The sequence below is a fragment of the Paenibacillus sp. FSL R5-0636 genome, assembly GCF_037974255.1.
GTDB lineage: Bacteria > Bacillota > Bacilli > Paenibacillales > Paenibacillaceae > Paenibacillus_AQ > Paenibacillus_AQ odorifer.
On record NZ_CP150232.1, the window covers coordinates 2,445,999 to 2,469,041 of the forward strand.

Consider the following 23,043-nt stretch of genomic DNA (forward strand, 5'->3'; position numbering starts at 1 on the left):
AGAAAAAACTACTACTAGGAGGAAATATGCAATGAAAATTGATTTGACTGGTAAAATTGCGCTTGTTACAGGGTCCAATGCAGGGATAGGCCGACAAATCTTGGAGACTTTGGCTGCTTCCGGCGCCAAAGTGGCGGTAAACTATTTGTTTGGTTCTGCGGAGGAGACGGTTGACGCGATCCGTCAGGCCGGAGGAGAAGCTCATGCTTTTCAGGCAGACGCAACAAGTCCTGCCCAATTGGACAATATGGTAAAGGAAATAGAGGAGCATTTCGGCGGAACCATCGATATTCTCGTCAACAATGCAGGCGGTATGATCAATAGGGTTCCAAATACTGAAATGAACGAAGAGCATTACAACAAGGTGATGGACGTCAATTTTAAATCATGCGTGTTTGCCTGCAAAGCCGTAGCAGCAGGAATGATTGCCAAGAAAAGCGGTAAAATCATCAATGTATCTTCCCTTGCGGCCCATGACGGCGGCGGACCGGGGGCTTCCATTTATGCAGCGGGCAAAGCTGCGGTATGGTCTTATACCAAGGGACTTGCCAAAGAGCTGAGTCCTCATGGAATTAATGTAAACGCTATCTCTCCCGGATTTATCGGTCAGACCGCTTTCCATGCTACCTTTACTGCGGATGCGGCAAGACAGGCAACGATTGCAAAGATTCCGCTGGGCCGGGAAGGTGCTCCACAGGATGTGAGCAATGTGGCACTCTTCCTCGCTTCAGAGCTGTCGGATTATCTGACAGGCGAAATTATTGAAATTAACGGAGGCTTGTTCATGCGATGATGAACCTTAAGGAGAAAGCAGATACTTTTTCCTGGGTTGGTCTTGAGGTGGATAAATTGAAAATGGAGCTGGATCCCTTCCGGAGAGAAGAGATTCTGCTCCCGTCAGAGCCTGGTGGCTGGTGGCACCAATATGTATGTCCCCAGCATCATACTGAGCTAATCTTCGATGTTATGGAGCAAGATGCGTTTGTTTTTTCTTGCCCGAAGGGCTGCAAGCTGGAAGGTGAACCCTACCGGGGAGCATGGCTGGTATACCGGCATCAGGCGATGGCGCGATACGCCCTGCAAGCTGCCGCGGTATTCGCCGCAGACGGAGAAGAATTCTATAGCAGCTTAGCCCGGAAGATTCTTGTCGGTTATGCAGAGCAGTTCCCCTTGTATCCGGTTCATCCCGATGCCCAACCCTGGATGCTTAGTGGCCGTGCCTTTCATCAGGCGCTGACAGAGGCTATCTGGTCCACCACGCTTATTCGGGCCTATCTGCTTCTTGTGGACTATGGAGTAACGTTCACTGAGGAAGAAGAGTTGAGGCTTCAAACATTCTTCACGATGCTGGAGGAGAGCATGGAGCAATACCGCCACATCCTCATTTACGAGAAGAAGAATGCAGAGAACAATTATACCGCATGGCTGAACGCTAGCCTGGCTTGTGTATATGCCGCCAAAGGCACCAGAGAAAAGCTTGCTTCTTTGCTGGAGGGAGAAGGCGGATTCTATCATCATCTGTCCATTGGCGTGAAGCCAGATGGCTTTGAATTTGAAGGCAGCACGTACTACCACATTTTTGTATTGCGGGCTTATCTCATAGCAGCCGAGATGTCCGGGCGCTTTGGGGTTGACCTCTATGCTGCCAAAGGAGATCAGGGACAATCCATCCGTGGCATGTTTCAGTTGCTGGTAGAGCTTAGCGGCGATAACGGGGAGCTTCCAGCCGTGCATGATGGTCCTTATGCGCGCGTTCCTTTCGCCCGAGAAATTGCTGAAGTATTTGAAATAGGTATTGCGGTTTACAAAAACCCGAGTCTCCAGCCAATACTGGCGAATGCTTATAGGTATCTATATGGACAGGAATTAAGGACCGGTCTGGAGGCAGTGCTGTATGGAGCAGGTGAGAGTAAGGAGCTTCAGACCAGTTACAGGGTGAGAGACTCTGTTCTACTGCCGGATTCCGGATTCGCCGTGCTCCGCCACCCGGGCAATCCGTTGTCCGTTCTGGCGGATTTCGGAGAGCATGGCGGATCACATGGGCATTTTGATAAGCTTCATATCACGATTATGCACCGATGGGGGGAGGTTGCTCCCGAGCTGGGCATGGTTCCTTATGGATCTGTTTTGCGGAAGGAATGGTATTCCGAAACCGCGAGCCATAACACGGTTACCATCGGAGGGCGCTCCCAAGCTCCACATACCGGAAGGTGCTGTCAATTCCGTCAGGAAGGCAATGCTACGTACTTATGGATTCGCTCAGACGGCGCCTATGAAGGAGCTGTTCTAGACCGGCATCTTGTATTGGCCGGCGGTTGGCTGCTGGATTGGTTTCATGTTGAGCAGGTGACGGAGCGGGATCAGGAAGTGGACTTATGGTTTCATCCGACGGGACATTTGCTGTTACCGTTCGACCTTCACCGTGTCCAGACGGACTCTCCGGCAGTCCTTGGTCTGGAAGCAGGTTATGGCTCAGTAGAAGTACTGTCCGCAATGAAAAATGAGACGGATTGTCCGTTAAATACGGAGTGGAATATCCGTTATGATGGAGTGAGCACCGGCCGGGAGTATGAAGTATCCACGAGTACTCTACTGGCGCCCGGCTCCACTATGTATGAAATCCGCACACCGGGTAATGCCGAAGACCCGAGTAGATTGCTACGAGGTATTATGCTTCGGCACAAAGGACCGTCGGTTAATTTTATTACGGTTTATCGGGACGGTCACGAACCTGCTGTACTGAAGCTAGTGAGTCAGGTGGGCGAACCGCCCCGAATCCAAATAGCAACAACTGGGCAAGTAGTGGTCTATTGCCTTGACCCTAAAGCGGGACTGATTCAGGAAAAGTCCCGGAATACGGAGGAGTAGAGATGTTAGAACCTTTATTTCAACCTACCAGCGGCGTACTCGACCTGTCATATGGGCCAGATGAACATACAGATGTTGGAGAGAATCCTCCGCGGTTTACTTGGATGCCTGCATGTCTAGAAGAGAGTATGTATGAGCTGCAGATCTCCTCAAACACTGGATTTGAGCCGGAAGGTACGTTGACCTACAGTAGAATTCCCTATAATTTGTTTACCCCGGATAAGCCGTTGGCGCCCGGCTCGTATTATTGGCGATACAGTCTTATCGGGGAGAATGATATCCGTTCCGAGTGGAGTAAAGTAAGAGCTTTTGTGGTGGAGGATGAACTGCCGCTAACACCACTGCCTTCCCGTACAGAACGATATTCAACTGCTTCCGCCCACCATCCGCGGCTATGGCTTCAAGCGGAGCAACTTCCGTCTTACCGGGAAGTTGTCCGCCAAGACCCCATTTCCACTGGCTGGGATGACTTCCTGAAGCATTCCGTTTTACCCTGGACAAAGCGCGAGCTTATTCCCGAGCCTGCACCGTATCCAGATAATAAGCGTGTCGCCACACTATGGCGGCAGATGTATATGGACTGCCAGGAAGTTTTCTATGCTGTCCGGCATCTTGCTATAGCTGGAGTTGTGTTGGAGGACGAGGCGCTTATCGCCAAAGCTAAAGAGTGGCTGCTTCATGCGGCAAGCTGGAACACGGATGGTACCACCAGCCGGGATTACAATGATGAATGCTCCTTTCGCATAGCCGGAGCGTTGGCATGGGGCTATGATTGGCTTCACGGCTCTCTGGTGGAAGAAGAACGCCTTAAGGTAAGGCAGGCGCTACTGCGAAGAACCGGGCAGATCGCATTCCATGTCATCGAACGTTCCCGCATCCATCAAGTTCCTTATGACAGCCATGCGATCCGCTCTTTATCCTCTGTACTCGTACCGTGTTGTATTTCCATGTTGGGTGAGGAGGAGAAGGCGCAGGAATGGCTTGATTATACGCTGGAATACTTCTCCGCCATGTATACTCCATGGGGTGGCAAAGATGGCGGGTGGGCCGAAGGTCCGATGTATTGGACCACTCAGATGGCATTCGTTACGGAGGCGCTCAATCTAATTCGCAAATACATGGCAATCAATTTCTATGACCGTCCTTTCTTTCGCAAAACCGGTGACTTTCCGCTCTATTGCTTCAGTCCGGATACCGTGAGGGCCAGCTTCGGCGATCAATCGTCACTGGGAGATCCGGTCAATCTCAAAACGGGCTTCAATATCCGCCAATTTGCCGGTTTAACCGGGAATGGCCAGTACCAATGGTATTTTGAGCAAACTAAGGAACTGAACCCTGACACCCAGATGATCTTCTATAACTACGGCTGGTGGGATTTCCGGTTCGATGAAATGGTTTATCGCACAGATTATCCGCAGATTTCTTCAGAGCCACCGATGGCTGCAGAACCTCTGAAGTGGTTTCAGGATGTGGGATGGGTCGCCATGCATCATCGGATGGAGGATCCGCAGGAACATATCATGCTGTTGACCAAGAGCAGCCGTTACGGCTCTGTGAGCCATAGCCATGGGGATCAAAACGCCTTCCTGCTGCATGCCTTCGGCGAGCCTTTGGCTATTGAAAGCGGCTATTACGTTGCATTCAACAGTACGATGCATATGCAGTGGCGCAGGCAGACCCGCTCCAAGAACGCAATTCTTATTGACGGCAAAGGCCAATATGCTGGCACGGACAAGTCGAAGAACATGGCAGCCTACGGCAAGGTGTTGAAAGCGTATAGTACGCCCGGAATCGACTACACGCAAATGGATGCCACCGAAGCCTACCGCGAGAATGTACCCTATATCAAGCGGTATGTGCGGGAAATATTTTTCTTTGATAGCGCTTACTTTGTTATCACAGACAGTGTCGAGCTGCAACGTCCGGGAAAATTGGATTGGCTGTTTCATACGCTGTATTCCATGAAGTTGAAGGATCAATCTTTTAAAGTAAATGGTAAAAAAGCTCAGATGGAGGGCAGATTTGTCTATAGTTCCTCGGGAGAAATGACTCTTAGCCAAAGCAATCAATTTACAGATGTAGATCCGAAAGAATGGGAAGGGCTGCCCGAGCATTGGCATTTGACTGCCTCTACCCAAGAGGCTGTAAGCCATCGGATCGTCACTCTTCTGATTCCCCAAAAAGCAGGAAGCCGGGATTACGTATCGTACTTTATGGACGATCAGGACCATGGGGTTCATGTCTACTTTACGAATCAGGGAATTACCCACCGGGTTGAGATCCCAAAAGCTTATTAGTCTTAAGATATCTTCATTTTACGTATACACCCCATTGTACAAGGAGAGGGTTATATTATGAAAAAATGGATTGGCATCTGTCTGGTTACTGTAATGGGTGCTACCGTTATTGCAGGTTGCTCGAACAAGGACAAAGAAGAGACTGCCGGAGGCGCGTCAAATACGCCGAAGAAAACTGAATTCTCGATCTCGATGCGGACGCTGGCTTTTAACTACGTTGAGAAATCACCCGACTTGAACAAGGATAAATGGGTGAAAAAGCTGGAGGAGATGACAAACACAGACTTGGATATAGTGTTGGTTCCTCATAAAGAGTTCGAACAGAAAATGGTGCAGATGTTCGCCACTAATGATATTCCGGATGTCGTTCAAGGCTCGGGTGGTGTAAATGGCAAGGAAATGGCTGGTTCGGTTGAAGCTGGTGTGTTCATGCCCTTGGATGATCTGCTGCAGCAAAACGGCCAGAACCTTTTGAAAGTAATTCCGAAGGAAGCTTGGGAGAACGTCACCTATCAAGGGAAAATTTACGCAATACCGGAGTTTCTGTCCAATCCCTCCCGCCGGGCGACTTGGATTCGCAAGGACCTGCTGGATCAGACCGGCTTGCAGGTTCCAAAAACGGTCGATGAGTACTTGACTGTGTTGCGTGCCTTCAAAAAGCTGGGGATAGAGAACCCGTACATGGGCCGTCAAGACTTCAAATATGCGGATGCTTTCTTTGGCGCTTATGATGTTTTTCCGTATCTGACTATGTTCGAGGAAGTAAACGGCCAGGTTCAGCCGAAGTTTATGGATAGCGAAAATATGATGAAGGCTTTACAAACCTACAACACCATGTATACAGAGGGTTTGATCAACAAGGAATTTGCCACCATTAACCCGACCAACTACAAAAATGCGATTCTCTCAGGAAAAGCGGGCATGTGGACGATGAATGCCAACGAGCTTCTGCAGTGGGAGCAGCAATTGAAGGCTACGACGCCGTCCGCCAAGCTGGAGATCATTCCTTCGCCAGTGGGACCCGATGGAAAAGGAGGTTCCTACTTGTACGGCTCCGCTACGCGCACCTACTTTATTAAGGAAGGTACGAAAAATGCTGCGGATATCGTGAAATTTTTTGACTGGATGCTGAGCGAAGAGGCAGAAACCTTCTTTACCTTTGGGATTAAGGACGAAACCTACAAGGAAGAGAACGGCAAAATCGTGTACACTTCTCCTGCGGATTCCGCCGCTATAGATGAGGAGCGCTACCGCCAGTCTTTCCTCTGGATGGTGCAGGATACTACTTATAATAAGGGTGTCCTTAACATGACAGAAGAAGGCAGAAGCTTGATCAATGTATATGATACTATTCTGGCTAACGAAGGCCGTGACGGAATTCAGTTCGACCCGCGGCTAGATGCCTTGGTGAAGAATCCAGACATTGCACCTAACTCGGACACGGCTCCTCCGGTACTGCTGACGCACATGGTAAAGATGGTATATGGCAAGGAACCTATCAGCGACTGGCCGAAGGTTGTGGAGGAGTGGCTTTCCAAGGGCGGCAACGATGTCATCAAGGAAGCTACGGAAAAATATAATAACAAAGTTGGCGTCACCATGCCTCGCAGATAAACTTACCCTCCAGAGAAGCTGGAATTCAATTAAAGTTGTAGAGAATTCACTATCTTTTCAGCATAAAAAGCAAAGGATTTATTAAGGGCTGCCGAGAGGTAGCCTTTTTAGTTAGGGCCAGTTTACTTTAATGCAATATCCAAAGTATGGATTATATGGTAAGTTAAATAGAGACATTCTAATGAATCATATAAAAGAAATGGAGTGATTTCATAAAGATGCGGAATTCAAAATTTTTATATTATCTTGTCTGGATCATAGTGGGGGCGCTCTTATTACATTATGGCAACTCGCTAATTAGCCATTACACTGAAGAGGCACAAAAGAACTATCAATTAGAAAATACTGTGTGGATCACGGCTATTGTCCCGTTTGTCTATGGGATCTATCTGGCGTTGTTAGAAGGATTACCTAAAGCTTTTATTGTTAATTGGCCGCTGTTGTTTATTGTGTTTCTTCCAAGTTTTCTTCTGCTTATGTATCCGATTTTAGTAATGTATTTTAACATTTCGAACATAGAGATTTACAAATTTGCAAGCATACATGATGGGGTAGTATTTGGTCTGGTTAGTGGAATGGCACTAGTTAAATCTCTAACGACAAACCGTTAACGAGATTACAGCATTGCTGTTACAGAATTATTGGAGCAGTATAAAATAGTTATATGCAAAATCACCCTTTCAATTATTTGGGTTTTATTGCAAGATATTTATGCATCATGTATTTTATTGAATAATAAGGGGGAGTGCGAATAATGTTATCATCCACAGAGCTTAGCAAGCTGAACGAAGTGAATTACAGGGAGGACCGATTAGAGGCACTTAATCATTTTTATGAGGATCTCTGTAATAAGAAAGTAGCCGATGGCTATATTTATTCTCTTAGTCGTTATGGAAAAATATTTGCTAATGGAGCGGGGGGACGCTTCAGTTACGAAGAAGATAGCGACCAAGAATTGAAAACGGATACAATTTTTCGAATCGCTTCTATTACCAAGCTGTTTACGGCAACAGCGATCTGGCAGCTTGCAGATGATGGAAAAATTTTTATGGGACAACCAGTTAGTTCTATTCTTCCAGAGTTTGATGCCGACCCTTTTAAGCCGATTACAATTGCTCATTTACTGACTCATACCTCCGGCATCGCACCTGATCATGGAACTATAAGTGATACTTACTATAAAAGTGCATGGTGGTATATTTATGAATCAGAGCTTGGAAAAGAAAACTGGATTAAAGCTGGACTTTCCTATGGCATTCGTTTTCCGGTAGGGACTCAATGGATGTATTCCTCGTTTGGATACGTGGTTCTTGGTGCAATTATTGAGAAAATAACAGGTGTTTTTGCAGAAGATTACATAATGGACCACATTGTAAAACCGTTAGGCATGACAGATACTTTCTTTGATATACCGCCTGAGAAAGCTGGTAGGATCGCTATTCGTTCGGAAGAAGCCAAGGAATATCTTCAGAAGCTGCAAAACGGGGAAATTACGGATGAAGAACAAAGGTCTGAGGAAGAAATCAAGACTCCCGGAACTGGTGGGGGACTGTATTCAACCGTTAATGATCTACAAAAGTTCGGAATCATGCTGCTTAACCATGGGGAATACGAAGGGGGTCATGTCTTAAGTCGGATGGCTGTTCAGAGAATGACCAAGCGGTTCAATTCTGAAAAAATTCCAAACTACGCATGGGGAGATGGAGGAGCGGATAGACCATACGGTCTTGGGCCAGACCTTCGATATAATGAAAGTACATCTTATTCTGAAGGCACTTTTTTTCACGAAGGATGGGGGTCTTGTTCTTTGGTCGTTGATCCGGTAGAAAAGCTGATTGCCGTTTGGTATATCCCTTTTCATAAAAATATATGGGACGGTAGAGGGATTTTCGGTACAAACAATGTGATCTGGTCCGGACTCGAATAAGAAAAAGACTTTTTTTATGTGATATCTATAGATAGGCAGGATGTGACTTATGTTTGAGATGATAAAGCACCGCTTTCGCATTATGAGGGCGGTTGCTTTTGTTACTTATAAGGAATGGAGTGCGTACAGGACGCATTCGATGGTTTCTATTTTTGTAGGCCCAGTGTACTTTTTAGTGCAGTATTATATATGGAGCGCTGTTTATAGCGGGGAATCTTACATCAACGGGATGTCACTCTCCCAAATGCTTTCCTATTTTTGTGCTACGATGTTGATCAACTATCTGACTATGGATTTTGCCGATTGGAATTTACAAATGCTTATTCGTACCGGTAAATTCATTACGTTTTCGTTAAGACCGCTAAATCATATGTTCTTTGCTTTATCTCAGAAGGCAGGGCATAGGGTACTTGGGCTTTTGTTTGAATTTTTACCCTGCTTTATGATCTTTTTCTTTATTTTTCATATTGATGTCTTACCCGCAAATTTACTATACGCGATTCTTTCAATAGCTATGGCGTTTATGATGAATTTTTTCATTCATTATAGTATTGGAATGGTCGCCTTTTGGATGGTGCAATCCTCTAGTATTCGTAATTTTTTTAATCTCTGCGAAGGGATATTTTCAGGATCGCTGATTCCATTAGTATTTTTCCCAAAATCCTTACAAATGGCGTCCTTTTTCTTACCGTTTCAATATACGGCCTTTCTTCCAGCAATGGTCTATACAGGTAGCTATACTTTAGCTGATATAAGCTTACCTATTCCTCAAGTGTTATTGCTGCAGCTCATAGCCGTAATTATTGCCGGAGTTGTCTGCCGGGTGCTGTATGCGGTGTCGCTTAAGCATTTTACGGGGGTGGGCGCATGAAACGTATGTATCAAATATATAAAACCTGCATGAAGGCGAATATTTCTTCTGCTATCACTTATCGTGTTAACTTTATTTTTAATAGTCTTATCATGCTCATAGGGAATGTGCTGTTTCCTCTAGTAACGGTATTTATTTATAATTCGAATGCTTCATTTGCAGGATGGACCTTTAAAGAGGCGCTGTTAATTCAATCCGTTTTTATTCTGTCTACGGCTTGTGCCGGGATTTTTTTTAACGGAATTATGTGGAATACGATGTCTCATGTTGTAGAAGGGACTTTGGAAGTGGTATTAATTAAACCGACCTCGAGCCTTTTTCTGCTGTTGGCCAGATCTTTTGAGTTCGAAAGTATCGGGCTTTTAGGTGGAGGAGTAATCATGTTCGTATACGCACTTAGCGGAATCGATGGGATGACCATAGGCTCTTGGTTATTGTTCCTGTTGTTGTTTGGTGCAGGGCTGCTTGTTATGTTCGGTGTGGCGCTTATTGTGGCAGCGATTTCCTTCAAATGGGTGGCGAATTCCCGCTTGCCGGAGATGTTTGAGAGCATTAAGTCTTTTGGACGTTATCCAGGGACGATTTTTCCTAAGGCAGTCGTAGCTGTGAGTTCTTTTCTGTTTCCGGTCTCCATGATTGCCTACTTTCCAGCATCTACACTGATTGGCCGATGGGAACCCTATTTTTTTATAGCGATTATTCCTTGTGTATTATTTGCTGCCTTCGGAATTTGGCTCTATACATATATGCTTCGCAGTTACAAAAGCGCCGGAGGATAAAAGATTAGTTAAGATCTAAGAAGGAGAATTTCACTTGGACATTATTACCGTCAAGAACTTAACCAAGCAATATGAAACCTATCACCGTGGACAAGATGCAAAAAGTGTATTTAAAAGTCTGTTTCACCGTGAAAAATCGATAATTACCTCTGTAGAAGATCTTTCGTTTAGTGTTGGAAAAGGAGAAATCATTGGCATTCTGGGTCCAAACGGTGCAGGGAAATCTACGACTATTAAAATGCTGACAGGCGTTCTCTATCCTACCTCGGGCGAAATAAATGTTCTAGGGTACAACCCTCATAAGCAGAAAAATCAATATGTAAAACAAATCGGGGTATTGTTCGGACAGAAATCACAGTTAATATGGGACATTCCCCCTTTGGATAGCTTTTATATGAACAAGGAAATCTATGATATTCCTACGAACGACTTTCGTACAAGACTAGACCGATTTGTAAACATGTTTGAGATTGGCGATATTATTACTAAGCCCACGCGCACCCTTTCCCTGGGAGAACGAATGAAATGCGAGTTTATTATGGCGATGCTTCATTCACCACCTGTGGTTTTTTTAGATGAGCCAACGATCGGGCTGGATGTAATAGCTAAACAAAGAATCAGAGAATTCATTAAGCAAATGAATCAGGAAGGCACCACATTCATTCTGACAACACATGACTTGGAAGATGTAGAGCGTTTGGTTCAAAGAGTACTTATAATTCATCAAGGGAAAAAAGTATATGACGACAAGTTCTCTGAACTTCGACTGCATCTGGGTGCCCAAAAAGTAGTTAGGCTTTCAGCCGCCACAACTATTGGAAATATTGATCTGCCTGGCACTCAGATATCGGAAAGAATATCGGATTACGAAGTGGAGCTGCTGATCGATACCGAGCAATGTAAAATGGGCGAGTTTCTGCATATTCTTAGCGAAAAGGTAGAGATCCTTGATATATCCATTAAGGAGATTCCCATTGAAAAAATTATCAGCTCCATTTATGAGATGGATATGGGAGAACATATTCAAGCTTGAGAACGGATCATCTGCAGATTTAGATCGAGCATGGACCATAACTTTTCAGTGATCTCTTTTGCAGAGCAAGGATTACTATGGGTAAACCACCATTCAATCACTCCGACAGTCGCCGAACTTAAAAATTGCACAGATATATCTTTACTCAGCTCATCGATTTTAAAATTGTTTTCTAAAAATTGTACCTTAATCTGCTCATTTATCATTTCTTGTAATTGGTTTCTAAAGGAGAGCAGAGCTTTGTTTCTTAATAAAGTCTTATAAAAGAGAGCATTCTCCTCTAATTGTTCCAGCGTGCGGAGTAATGACGCCTTTGAGGGATTGGGATCGGCTTCATCCTCCACTGCGGAGCAGCTTTCGATTAGTTGCTGGAGCTGAGCCGCCAGGCATTTATCCATCAGATCATATTTGTCCGCATAATGGGAATAAATCGTTCCGCGGTTTACATCAGCACGCTCTGCGATTTCGTTGATCGTTATTTTTTCAAAATCTTTTTCAGCCATCAGTTGAATTAATGCATTCATGATGGCTGTTTGGTTTTTTTTAATTCTTCTATCCATGATAAGACTCCCTTTTTATTAAACAATGTATTGTATTTTGTTGAAAAATCAACAAAACCGGTCAAACTAACGATTGAACCCTACCGGAGATGTGATAATCTGATTTTATCGAACAGTTGATCAAAATTCAACAAATGTCTAAAAAGGGATAGAGGAGCTAAATATGAGAGTTTTAGTTTTTGGAGCGGGAGTATTAGGCAGCTATCTTGCGCATGTTCTAGTGCGTGGGGGAAATGATGTCACCATGCTTGCCAGAGGAAAGCGAGCAGAGCAATTGACGAAAGACGGACTTGTGCTTCGCCATTATTTTCAAATTAAAAACACTGTGGATACAGTAAAGGTCATCTCTACGCTTAGATCCGATGATCTCTATGATCTTATTTTTGTTGTTATGAAATATAATGATTTTCCATCTGTGTTACCTATTCTAGCTGAGAATCAGAGTCTGAATATAATTCTTGTGGGGAACAATGGCGATGCTCTTGGCATGCAAAAGGATCTCCAGGAAATGAGCAATGTGAGGAAAAATATACTCTTCGGATTTCAACTTAGTGCAGGAATTCGGGAAACGAGCGGTCGTGTTATTAAAATACACGCAGGAGGGCAAATGGTACTTGGCAGTTTAGACGGTGAGATTCCAATAAAACACTTACTGGAAAAAGCGTTTGAGAACGCTAAGTATAAGCTAACTTATCATGAGGATATGGATGCTTGGCTCAAAAGTCATATCGTGCCAATAGTGGCTTTGAACTCCCTTAGTTATCTGCATGACGGGGATTTGAAAAAGGTATCTAAAGATAAGAAGCTATTAAAACAAGCCATTTTAGTAATGGACGAGGGGTTTCAAATCATGGAGCAATTAAGCTATACTGTTACTCCAGCAGGTCAAGTTAACTTTGTTCGAAAGCACAAGCAGGCTGTATATTATGGTCTGACAATAATTCATAAATTACCGTTTATGAAATTAGTGGACGGTTCTTTCAGCGAAATAGCGGCTTTGTTTAATTCATTTGATATTTTGAAGCAACAAGCAAACATTGCAACGCCCAATTGGGATCAACTTAAAAAACAAGCGTTTTCGAAGTTTAATGCAAATGTATAACAATCTTGTTCAGGAGGTATACAATCGATGGCTATATATTTTATAAGGCATGGAATAGATGATGAAGGCTTTCGTGGGGGTTGGAGTCAACGTGGACTTGTGGTAGAGGGATATAGACAAGCCGAAGTTCTTGGAGATTATCTTAAGGAAAATCAATCTAGCTTTAACATAACCCGTATTCTTTGTAGTGATTTGCAACGTGCGTTAGATACAGCAAATGAGATCGCCAGAGAGCTTAATTTGCCTCTTGAAAGCAGCCAGTATTGGAGAGAAACGAACAATGGTGTAATCGCTGGAATGCCCCATGAAATCGTAAATGAACGATACCCGGGTCTTTATTTCTCGGCTTTAAGAATGGATGAGAGATTTCCAGGAGGAGAAAGTCCTCAGGAATTTTTTACGCGAATAAGTTCAAGTTTCTCAAAACTATGTAATGAACTGGAGAGTACTGATCCAAATGAAAATGTAATTGTGGTCACTCATGGTGGCGTAATTAATGTTATATACCATATTTTAAAAGGGCTAACGTGGACGAATAAGAATGCTCATTTCCCGACTTCATATACTAGTATTCATAAAATAGAGTATCAAGTAGACAAGTGGGCAGTTACAGCAGAAAATCTTACGGAACATATATCAAGTGATCAGGCTGCTGGTATGGCCAATTGATTGGGAGGTACAAATATGGGTTTATTGAATGCGCTGATTGAGCAAGCCAAGAATCCTAGAGGGTTCGTAGGAAATATCATGATCAAAATCATGAATCAGGCACATACCAGCATCACAACATGGGGACTTAGAAAAATAGAAATTAAGAGCGGCGATCCTATCCTGGACATAGGCTGTGGTGGCGGTCAAACTATACATACGTTAGCAAAACAAAATAGACAACATGAAATTTACGGCATAGATTACTCACAACAAGCTGTAGAGACATCTATTCAAAAAAACAATAAGGCTGTAATCGCTGGTAAGGTGAAAATTAGTCAGGGAGATGTGTCAGCGTTACCGTTCAACGATAGATTTTTTGGGACGATCACAGCGATTCAGACACATTATTTCTGGCCGGACCTCGAACACGATATAAGTGAAGCATTGAGGGTGCTGATGGCAGGCGGTACATTTGTTATTATTTCTGAGATCTATAAAATCAATTATCATATGAAGCAATTCACTAAGAACGAAGAGATGGAGCAGTTATTTCGGAAATCGGGCTTTCAGACGGTAAATATTCACGAGAATAACAAATGGAGATGTTATGTTGGAAAGAAATAAAGCGGCCGCACCGCCCCAAAAAGGACGACACAGCCGCTTCGTTTCACCAGCTATTTAAGCCGGGAAGGTATTAAACAAACAACGAACGGGAAATGATGACCAGCAAGATGAAAAGTACCAAAATCGCTCCGGTCGAAGTGAAGGCTCCTCCATGAAATTCACCCATGATTTATTCCTCCTCAACTTATGTCTTCTTCTCAATTGCTGTGACTGATGTCGCAGCTTTCTGAGATAATGACATCATATGCCGAAGAGGGCCTGTTGTACTGGTCTATGGCCTATTGCTCGTCAATATGGGCTTTTAGGATACGTAATCCTTTAGGAAGATGATTTTTAAGCTGCCCTAAACTCGCTTTGCCCCAACTAATCGGCAAACCATCTAAAGTTACAAGTGTCCATCCATGTAATTCGCTGGGGACAGGCAGGCTTTCACCAAGTAGCCAAGCATGTATTTCCGGGCCATCACTGCTGAGATCAAAGCTTCGTGAAGCTTGTATGGGCTGTAGTGCCATAGCTAATGCATGAGCAGGTTCAATCCGATTTTTCTTCAAATGGGCGATATGTAGTCCAGCTCGTGGAATACGCAGTCCGTCCAGTAGCCCGGTATGGAGATTGCCATTAAAGGATTCTGGCAGCAAATAAAGGGATTCGCCGAAGAGCAGTGGCACACCTTGGCATGAAAGACCAGGCAGTTCTACCGCAGCCCAGTCTTGAAAAAGCTGGTAGGCATCGCGTACAGAAGAATTAGTTTTTGGGTTGTTTTTACTTCGGCGTTTTTTGGCGTTGCGGTTGGCATCATCATTCACGGATGCAGTGTCAATTTGCTTACGCAGGAGTGCTACAAAGTGACCTTCGCCCTTTTCTAAATGCGGCCAAAGGCGTTTGCAGGTGAGTAGTTCCATATCGGGGTAACTAGCCGTCAATCGAGCAATGGTTTCTTCATTCTCTTGACGGTTAAAGGTGCAGGTAGAGTAGGCTAAAATACCCCCTGGTTTAAGCATAATGTAGGCGTCTTGCAGGATATCCCATTGTCTCGCTGCGCACATAACTACATGAGCAGGAGACCACTCTTGAATGGCTTTTGGATCTTTTCGGAACATGCCTTCTCCAGAACAAGGAGCATCCAGCATAATTCGGTCAAAAGCTTGCGGGAAACGCGCAGATAGCTGTTCTGGTGTTGCACAGGTTACGAGGGTATTCTTAATGCCCAGACGTTCAACGTTCTCTGCTAGAATTTTTGCACGTTCCGGATGAATCTCATTAGAGATTAAGAGGCCTTGTCCCTGCATTAAACCAGCGATATGCGTAGTTTTACCTCCAGGGGCTGCTGCAAGATCGAGGACGGTTTCACCGGGTTCAGGTGCCAGCAGTTCAGCTGCGGACATTGCGGAAGGCTCCTGAATATAATATAGTCCAGCGGCATGGTAAGGATGTCTGCCTGGTCGAGTGGGCTCATCATAATAAAACCCGCCCTGGCACCATGGGATAGGTTTCAAATTAAATTGTGAGACTGTACGGTCCACCGCAACTTGGCCTATGGCTGAGGTGCTTTTTAGCGGATTAAAGCGCAGTCCTTGAGTTCGTGGTGCTGAATAACTTTCTAGAAAAGCATCTGCCTCTTGCCCCAGCATTTCTTTAATAGATGCGGTGTAAGAGGCAGGCAGCTGTTCTTCCTTCATAGCTCATTCTCCTTTTTCTTAGTTGCTGTTTCATGTTTATACCGATAAAATCAAGGTATGGGGAACGTAATCGTACCTGAAATTCTACATATATTCAACTATATCATAATTGCCAAGTCTTACAGTACACAGGGCAATTGTAAAGGGGATGTACCATATGAATTTGCTGCAAGCGCTCTTCTTCCCGCCGGAGCAACCCGGTGGTGTATCATCTATGATCCCTTATCTTCAGGAAAGATTCCGTTCAAGCCGTTGGGAGATGGATTTGTTTTGGCTGCCTAAGCGGATTCGCAATAAGGGGCATGAGGAAGTAATATTCGAGACGTTTGATTGGACGCAGTATGGAGAAAGTCCGATCGTTCAGAAATATATTCAGACCTATCGTGATTATTTATGGTGGACTAAACTGCGGATGAGTAAGCCCTATGATCTTATTCATTCTCATCATCCGATTGCGGGCTTAGCAATGAAAAAAGTGTTCCCTGATACTCCGTTAATTCATACCCTGCATTCCAGTTACGAGCGGGAATTGATTCTAAATGGAGCGATTTCCGAGGATGGCTTGGAGCATCGTTTTCTAGTCTCACTTTATCGTGAGCTTGAGCATGTTAGTGATCGATTAATGACGGTGTCGCGATCTTTTGCAGATTATGTGGCCCCTTATATTATTGATCCTTCTAATATAGGTGTTATTCCGAATGGTTTTGATGAAAAAAGATTTAAGCCTGTTCCGCATGATAATGCTATTCCGCAGCTAGTGACCGTGACACGTCTGGTTCCGGCTAAAGGAATAGATATATTACTCAAAGCTTGCGCGGAGCTTAAAAATCGCGGCCATGAGTATGTACTGCATATTATTGGCGATGGTCCTTCACGTGCGGATCTGGAAAAGATGGCCCAACATTTAGGGATCTATAATGAAACGATTTTTTACGGATATACGCTGCACCCTGAAGAATTCATGCCATTTTTTGATATTTTCGTATTGCCCTCTCGGGCGGAGGCGTTCGGTTCAGTGTTTGCGGAAGCGGCACTTAGCTGCCTGGCTTTAGTGGGGACAAATGTGGGCGGAATACCGGAGCAGATTGAAGATGGTGTGAATGGTTTATTGGTCAGTCCTGACGATGAGATTGCTCTTGCTGACGCATTAGAGAAGGTGATATCTGATCCGGCTTATCGTTATGAGCTTTCACGTTCCGCATGGGATAAAGCCAAAAGCCTATATTCGTTGACACGAGTTGCTAATGAACTTAAAAAAACCTATTTACAGTATCCCTCAGGAACGAAAGGGTGAGCAGCTATGATTCCATTTCGCTTTCTGCATACTGCTGATTTACATCTGGATAGCCGTTTTGTCGGGCTGGCGCATATTTCGCCAGCCATTCGTGCTTATTTACGTGAGTCTACCTTTGCCGCCCTCGGGCGGCTTGTCCGCGTTGCGATCCAAGAGAATGTTGATTTTATTGTTATTAGTGGAGATGTGTACGATGTTTCAGATGCTTCATTACAGGGACAGCTGCGATTTCAGGAAGCGCTCAAAGAACTCGGTGAGCACGGGATTAACGTGTTCCTGATTCATGGCAACCACGATCCGCTTGACGGACTGCGTCTGACAACGGAAATGCCAAAGCATGTTACCGTATTTGGCGGAGAGAAGCCAGAACACGCTACAGCTTACCGCCGTATAGATGGCCAAGAAGTTGCCATCGTTAGTGGAATCTCTTATCCAACGGCGAAAGTGACGAACAACACAGCTGTAACCTTTTCTCGTAAACCTGGCAGCCGCCTGTTTCATATTGCGATGCTGCATGGCAATGTAGACGGTGATTTGCTGCATGAGACCTATTCTCCTTGCAGTCGCAGGGACCTTATCGAACGGGGTTTTGATTATTGGGCGCTTGGACATATTCATAAACGGAGTGTACTGCATGAGAAGCCTGTGATTGTGTATCCAGGCAATATACAAGGGCGCAGCATTAAGGAAACCGGTGCTAAAGGCTGTTATATTGTGAATGTAGATGAGGCTGGAAGATCCGCTCTGCAATTTCATGAACTGGATTTCGTTCGCTGGCAGGTTAGAGACCTATCTATAGAAGGGTTAAGCAATGAAGCAGAATGGATACAGAAAGTGGAGCAAGTTATTGAAGACATCCGCGCGGAGCTCCCGGAGCTCATGTCGGTGGTCAGATTTCGTCTATTTGGACGAGGGGACGTACATAAAGTATTGGCTGAAAAAGGGGCGGCAGAGGATCTGCTGTCAGAACTCCAGCGCCGTGAGGCGATTAGGGCTGAGCGTAAAGATTACAAAGGGCTTGTCTGGACCGAAGGGTTCGCCATCGAGTCCGGCTTAGCTATTGATCGCCAACGCTTATTGGAAGAAGATAGTTTTCTTGGAGAAATGCTGCGCATTGCAGAGCATACGGAACATTCTCCGGAAGCGCTCGAAGAACTATTAAATAGTGCGCTTAAACCGCTATTGGAGAATCAGGAGCTGCGTAAGCTGTTGTCTATGACTAGTCAAGAAGAGAAGTTGAGCTGGCTACGTGGTGCAGCAGAGCAGGGAATCACGATGCTTGGTGGGATGGATGATACTGTTGAAGCGGCGGAAAGTCTTTCGTATCAACAAGCCGGAGGGCAAAACGATGAAAATTGAACATTTGCATATCAATGGCTTCGGGCTTCTTCACAATCGAGAGATTCATTTAACGCAGGGAGTGACCGTACTTTATGGGCGTAATGAAGCAGGAAAAAGTACGACACTGCAATTCATACGCTCTATGCTGTTTGGAATTCCAAGCCGTGGAAATCCCTTGGAAAGGTATGAACCTATGCAAGGTGGATTGCATGGGGGGACCCTGAAGATACGTGACTGTAATGATGGTTTGTGGACCATTCGCCGTTTTGCTTCAGGTGCTGAGGGATCAGGAAGAAATGAAAAGCTGAACATTACAGTAAATCATCCAAATGAAACGACTCAAGAGCTAGGACAAGCTGAAATGGAACGACATTTACTTGGGGGGATCTCTAGGAGTATGTTCCAGCAATTGTTCGCAGTTTCACTGGACGAGCTGCAGGAGCTTGCTGCCCTTCAATCTGAGGAGATGAGCAGCTTTCTTTTTCATGCAGGTATGGGCGGTGGAGGTGCAATCATGCGTGCGGAACGCCGTTTGGTGCAGGAAGCTGAGAAGCTGTACAAACCTCGTGGCAAGCTGCAAGAAGCAGCAAAAGTTGTGCAAGCCATTGAAAAGCTTGAGCGCCAAATGGTTGAGAGCCGTTCTTATCTCCCGCGATATAACGATAATATAGTGGCATTGAGGGCAACGGAGTCGGAGCTAGATGAATTGGAGCAACAGCGTAAGCTCACTGGAGAGCAGCTAGTGATGTTTCGAAAAGCACAGGAAGTCCGTGAGCTGTGGTTAAAGTGGAGCGAGGCTCAGCTAGAGCTGCAAGGATTGCCATTGATTTTAGCCTTTCCTGAAGAAGGGGCAACTCGCTTTCAGGCATTTGAAGGAGAAATTCGTAATGCACAGGGATCAGTAGTACGTTATGAACGTCTTCTAAGCGAGCTTACTATTGAACTGGCAAAGAACCCTCCAGACGAAGTATTAGCAGCGCAGGGGCCTGCTTTGGAGCGGCTGGACCGGCATCGGAGCAGTTATGAGAACCGTAGAACGGAAAGACAGCGGCTTGAGGGAGAATTAACGGCGCTGAATGAGCATTTGCGGCGAATTCTGCGCGGCATTGATGTGAGCTGGGGCCCTGCAGAGCTGACTTCATTCTCCGGTGCAGCGGCAGATCGTGAAGCTGCACGGAAGTTTGCGGCGGCGTTCGCTAGTTATGACCGCCGCATGGAGGCGGAGGGTGCAACGCGGCAGTCGTTGCGATCCCGTTTGGCCGCTGCCTCAGCGTCGCTCCAAGCGGCAGAACGGGCGCTGGCGCGTGAGCATGCTACCGGCGCGGAATCTTTTGCGCAGCTGGCTCCGCGCAGCGCCCGTGAAGTGCTGCAGCTGTGGGACGAGCTGCAGCAGGCGGCCGAACGCTGGCGCGAAGCGCAGCTCAGCGAAGGGCCAGCGCGCGGCGCCGGAAGTGACGGCCTTGGCGCGAAGCGCATGGCCGCGCTCTACCGGCGCCTGCTGTGGGCTGGGGCAGCACTAACCGTGCTGCTCCCCGCAGCGCTGTGGCTGACCGGTGCTCCGCCAGCCAGCGCCGTGCTTGCGATCGGCCTGCTGTGTGCGGCCGATCTGGCCCTTTGGGCCGGCTTGCGCGGAGCGCGCCGGCCGGAAGCGTCCCCGCCAGAGCATGGCGGGGACGTCAGCGCAGCCGCAGCCGAGATGCTGCGGCTGCGGGGCAGCTGCTCTCCGGGGCGGAGCCGGAGAGCGTTGTGCCGGGGCGGCGGACGGCCGCCCCGGGGTCCAGCCCTGACGCAGGCGGGCTGGAGGCCTCCATGAGGGAGCTTCGCAGGCTCATGGAGGCTTGGTCAGCTTGGCGGCAGCGCATCGAACGCTATGCCGCGGAGCGTGATGCCTGCCGCACGGAGCTGGAGACACTGGCAGGCCAAGAGAAGCTGCTCGCTGAAGAAATGCACCGGGCGGAGGCGGCATTTACGGAAACTGCTGAGCAATATGAAGAATGGCTTCGCCAACGCAGGCTGCCTGAAGGGTTATCCCCTGAAGGGCTGCCGGATATTTTTGCTATGGTTGAACAAGGGAATGAGCTGCTGCGCCAAGAGAATAAACTCTCCTTACGATTGAAGGAGCTGGAAGCAGAATGTAACATGTTTGAGGAGGAGCTGCTCACACTTATCTATGAGTCGGGTGCTGATCTTGGCGACGAGTCTGGTGTAGCGGCAGCTGGCTTTGAAATAGATCCGCAAGAGGGGAAACGAATATCTGCGTTATCCTTACTAAGCTGGCTGGAACTGCGAAAAAGAGCGTGGGATGATCTGAAAAAGGACTTGATTCGCCGGGAAACTATGCAGTCAAGATTGCAAGATGTGGATGAAGAACTCAAGGAGAGCCACAGGATATTAGGTGAGCTGAGAGAACAGCGTGAGCTTCTGATACAAGAAGGCGGGGCGACTGGTGGAGAAGACTTCTTACGCAGGTCAGCAGCTGTGCAGCGGCGCAGTGATCTGAATAAATCGATTCGCCAGTGGGAGCTTGTTATGTTCGGTGGTTGGGAGGAGGAGCGGGTTACTGCTCTGCTGGAATTATTAAATCATCATGATGCGGAAGCATTGCAGCTGAAGCGGTCATTGGCTGAAGAGTTGATGGAACGGCAGGAAGAGGGTTGGAACACCCTGCTGGAGCAGCGAGGCAAGCTGCTTCAGGAAAGGGAGTATCTGAAGGAGCGCTGCGTGGAGGATTCCGTTATTCAGCAACTGGAAGAGCAGAGAGCAGCCTTGCGGATCGTGGCTGATAAATATGCAGTGGCAGCGATAACTGCCGAACTAATCGGGCGAACTCGTCGTGTGTATGAGCAGGAGAAGCAGCCACAGGTATTACTGCTTGCCTCAATTTATTTCTCCAAGCTGACGGAAGGGGAATATAAAAGGGTTGTTATGACACTAGGGCACAAAGAGCTGAAAGCTGAACATAAGAATGGGGGATTACTAGACAGCGGACTGCTCAGCCGAGGGACGGCAGAACAGCTGTATCTTGCCATCCGGCTGGCATTGGCAGAGACCATGTCACGGCAAGTATCGCTGCCGCTGTTATTCGATGATCTCTTCGTTAACTTTGATGAGTCTCGTCTTCATGCTGCGCTTGGACTTCTTGGAGAACTGTCGATCTCCCGCCAGATTGTGATGATGACCTGTCACAAGTATGTGGCGGAAGCGGCAGCACGTATGATTCCTACAGCAGCGGTTATTTCCGTGTAGTTCGGGTGATTGGTTTTACGGATACGAGACTGTTCCCCTTCTCCTTTGAGTTCGATGAAGTATTACTACCTGGTGGAGAGGACCATGGCGTGCGCAGCAGCTTGACAGCCCAGACCAATGATAAACCTCCGAAGATTGGGTAGAACACGGAGAGCAGTGAACTAAAGCCAAACTGGCTCAGTAAATAGCAGACCAACATCAGAAGTGGTGTGATTAGTGCAGTTGATAGGGGAAGCCGTTGCTTAAGCTGTACAGCTACTCCATAAATATCGGCCACAAAAGTGCTGAAGATCTCCAAAAAGATCAGTAGGAGATATATAGTTTGCACTACAGTACCCAACCGGACGGCGATGCTGCCCATCGGAATTTCAAATTTGAGAATCCCTGGCATCTGTGAGCTCATTGCGAAATGTGCGGCGATCAACATAAAACCAATCCCGGTACCCCCAATAATACCGCCCCATACAAGGGATTTTTCTTCCTCTGTGTGACGAGCCATAGGGACTAAAACAGCTTGTGCCATCCCTAAATTAAAGGCGGTGTAGAGCAGCGGTGACATCCATGCTCCAAAGAGAGAGCGATCGTTATCAAGGAACAGGAACCGTCCAGCTCCCGGAATTTGAAAAGTATTAAAAATAATGATAAGTGACAGAGTAAGCATTAAAGGTACAACAATACTGTTCATTTGCAGAATACCGGAAATCCCTCGTTTTAGCAGAAAGTATGAACCAAGCAACGTGATAATTAGTCCAGTCTGATAATGAAGTCCGAGATGCTCCTGAAAAATAGCGCCGGCCCCTGCAAGCATAATACTGTTTACTCCGATCAGGACGACCATCGTGAACAAACTGATGGTGCTTCCGACCTGTTCCCCGAAGAGGTGGCGGTTAAAGTCTTCATAGGATTCCGCTTCTATTCGCCGAGCAATGACCATCATTTTTGTACCCAGCCATATGAACAATATAGTTGAGAGCAGGATGGTCAGGACTGCCCAGTGCCCGTAACGTGTGAAAAATTTTAATATTTCCTGTCCGGTGGCGAATCCGGCTCCTACAATGGTGCCAATATAAGTGAAAGCGATCTGTAATGTTCGGACATGTGATTTCATGGCTCCCCTCCTAATAGTTTTACGAAGCTAAAGAAAAATCATAACGAGT

The 23,043-nt window shown here is 46.3% G+C and carries 20 protein-coding genes; 16 read left to right on the forward strand and 4 right to left on the reverse strand.

The features are described 5' to 3' along the window. The first annotated feature begins 31 nt into the window (after positions 1 to 31). The 9 genes from MKX34_RS10745 to MKX34_RS10785 all read left to right on the forward strand — a co-directional run bounded on the left by MKX34_RS10745 (position 32) and on the right by MKX34_RS10785 (position 11,389). The gene (locus MKX34_RS10745; protein ID WP_076143279.1) at positions 32 to 793 is read left to right on the forward strand and encodes a glucose 1-dehydrogenase; all 762 of its coding nucleotides are present in this window, start codon (positions 32 to 34) and stop codon (positions 791 to 793) included. Beyond that, entirely contained in the window at positions 790 to 2,868 is a 2,079-nt protein-coding gene (locus tag MKX34_RS10750) for a heparinase II/III family protein (protein WP_076296394.1), read from the forward strand. Before MKX34_RS10745 ends, MKX34_RS10750 begins: the two co-directional genes overlap by 4 nt. Before the next feature lie 2 nt (positions 2,869 to 2,870). Beyond that, positions 2,871 to 5,165, forward strand: a complete 2,295-nt coding sequence (locus MKX34_RS10755) for a DUF4962 domain-containing protein (RefSeq protein ID WP_076296393.1) — start codon at positions 2,871 to 2,873, stop codon at positions 5,163 to 5,165. 57 nt (positions 5,166 to 5,222) lie between these two features. Then, positions 5,223 to 6,779, forward strand: coding sequence for an extracellular solute-binding protein (locus tag MKX34_RS10760; protein WP_076296392.1), 1,557 nt, complete (start codon positions 5,223 to 5,225; stop codon positions 6,777 to 6,779). A 218-nt stretch (positions 6,780 to 6,997) separates the two neighbouring features. Then, positions 6,998 to 7,390 carry a hypothetical protein gene (locus MKX34_RS10765; protein WP_076296391.1) on the forward strand — a complete coding sequence of 131 codons (393 nt, stop codon included), beginning with the start codon at positions 6,998 to 7,000 and terminating at the stop codon, positions 7,388 to 7,390. 143 nt (positions 7,391 to 7,533) lie between these two features. After that, positions 7,534 to 8,706 carry a serine hydrolase domain-containing protein gene (locus MKX34_RS10770; RefSeq protein WP_038569878.1) on the forward strand — a complete coding sequence of 391 codons (1,173 nt, stop codon included), beginning with the start codon at positions 7,534 to 7,536 and terminating at the stop codon, positions 8,704 to 8,706. A 139-nt stretch (positions 8,707 to 8,845) separates the two neighbouring features. Continuing rightward, positions 8,846 to 9,577, forward strand: coding sequence for an ABC-2 family transporter protein (locus tag MKX34_RS10775; RefSeq protein ID WP_256717035.1), 732 nt, complete (start codon positions 8,846 to 8,848; stop codon positions 9,575 to 9,577). Then, positions 9,574 to 10,356, forward strand: a complete 783-nt coding sequence (locus tag MKX34_RS10780; RefSeq protein WP_076296390.1) for an ABC-2 family transporter protein — start codon at positions 9,574 to 9,576, stop codon at positions 10,354 to 10,356. The genes MKX34_RS10775 and MKX34_RS10780 overlap by 4 nt, the downstream gene beginning before the upstream one ends. Positions 10,357 to 10,390: 34 nt before the next feature. Next, positions 10,391 to 11,389 (forward strand): ATP-binding cassette domain-containing protein, encoded by a 999-nt coding sequence (locus tag MKX34_RS10785; protein WP_249267665.1) that lies wholly within the window; start codon positions 10,391 to 10,393, stop codon positions 11,387 to 11,389. On the opposite strand, the gene MKX34_RS10790 is transcribed toward MKX34_RS10785, so the two are convergent. Next, positions 11,380 to 11,949 carry a TetR/AcrR family transcriptional regulator gene (locus MKX34_RS10790; RefSeq protein WP_076296389.1) on the reverse strand — a complete coding sequence of 190 codons (570 nt, stop codon included), beginning with the start codon at positions 11,947 to 11,949 and terminating at the stop codon, positions 11,380 to 11,382. The genes MKX34_RS10785 and MKX34_RS10790 overlap by 10 nt on opposite strands. A gap of 163 nt (positions 11,950 to 12,112) precedes the next feature. Here MKX34_RS10790 and MKX34_RS10795 point away from each other — a divergent pair, with 163 nt between their 5' ends. From MKX34_RS10795 to MKX34_RS10805, 3 genes are read left to right on the forward strand one after another with little or no spacing between them, the layout of a single operon-like run. Then, on the forward strand, positions 12,113 to 13,051 hold the full coding sequence (locus tag MKX34_RS10795) for a 2-dehydropantoate 2-reductase N-terminal domain-containing protein (protein WP_036689379.1): 939 nt from the start codon (positions 12,113 to 12,115) through the stop codon (positions 13,049 to 13,051). 27 nt (positions 13,052 to 13,078) lie between these two features. Continuing rightward, positions 13,079 to 13,720, forward strand: coding sequence for a histidine phosphatase family protein (locus MKX34_RS10800; protein WP_076296388.1), 642 nt, complete (start codon positions 13,079 to 13,081; stop codon positions 13,718 to 13,720). A 15-nt stretch (positions 13,721 to 13,735) separates the two neighbouring features. Next, positions 13,736 to 14,326, forward strand: coding sequence for a class I SAM-dependent methyltransferase (locus MKX34_RS10805; protein ID WP_076296387.1), 591 nt, complete (start codon positions 13,736 to 13,738; stop codon positions 14,324 to 14,326). Positions 14,327 to 14,396: 70 nt separating this feature from the next. Here MKX34_RS10805 and MKX34_RS10810 read toward each other — a convergent pair whose 3' ends face one another. Both MKX34_RS10810 and MKX34_RS10815 read right to left on the reverse strand, forming a co-directional pair. Then, positions 14,397 to 14,492 carry a sporulation protein YjcZ gene (locus MKX34_RS10810; RefSeq protein ID WP_197069771.1) on the reverse strand — a complete coding sequence of 32 codons (96 nt, stop codon included), beginning with the start codon at positions 14,490 to 14,492 and terminating at the stop codon, positions 14,397 to 14,399. Positions 14,493 to 14,604: 112 nt separating this feature from the next. After that, positions 14,605 to 16,005: an RsmB/NOP family class I SAM-dependent RNA methyltransferase gene (locus MKX34_RS10815; protein WP_076296386.1), complete on the reverse strand. Its 1,401-nt coding sequence runs from the start codon at positions 16,003 to 16,005 to the stop codon at positions 14,605 to 14,607. 157 nt (positions 16,006 to 16,162) lie between these two features. Between MKX34_RS10815 and MKX34_RS10820 the strand changes: the two genes are divergently transcribed. The 4 genes from MKX34_RS10820 to MKX34_RS10835 are packed head-to-tail and all read left to right on the forward strand — an operon-like array spanning position 16,163 to position 21,886. After that, complete coding sequence (locus tag MKX34_RS10820; protein ID WP_036689393.1) at positions 16,163 to 17,299, forward strand: glycosyltransferase family 4 protein; 1,137 nt, start codon at positions 16,163 to 16,165, stop codon at positions 17,297 to 17,299. Between the two features lie 6 nt (positions 17,300 to 17,305). Beyond that, positions 17,306 to 18,658 (forward strand): DNA repair exonuclease, encoded by a 1,353-nt coding sequence (locus MKX34_RS10825; RefSeq protein WP_076296385.1) that lies wholly within the window; start codon positions 17,306 to 17,308, stop codon positions 18,656 to 18,658. After that, the gene (locus MKX34_RS10830) at positions 18,648 to 20,453 is read left to right on the forward strand and encodes an AAA family ATPase (RefSeq protein ID WP_339204957.1); all 1,806 of its coding nucleotides are present in this window, start codon (positions 18,648 to 18,650) and stop codon (positions 20,451 to 20,453) included. The genes MKX34_RS10825 and MKX34_RS10830 overlap by 11 nt, the downstream gene beginning before the upstream one ends. Beyond that, complete coding sequence (locus MKX34_RS10835; RefSeq protein ID WP_339204959.1) at positions 20,450 to 21,886, forward strand: hypothetical protein; 1,437 nt, start codon at positions 20,450 to 20,452, stop codon at positions 21,884 to 21,886. The genes MKX34_RS10830 and MKX34_RS10835 overlap by 4 nt, the downstream gene beginning before the upstream one ends. Here MKX34_RS10835 and MKX34_RS10840 read toward each other — a convergent pair. Next, entirely contained in the window at positions 21,873 to 22,994 is a 1,122-nt protein-coding gene (locus tag MKX34_RS10840) for a membrane protein (RefSeq protein ID WP_038569894.1), read from the reverse strand. The genes MKX34_RS10835 and MKX34_RS10840 overlap by 14 nt on opposite strands. Between the last annotated feature and the right edge of the window lie 49 nt (positions 22,995 to 23,043).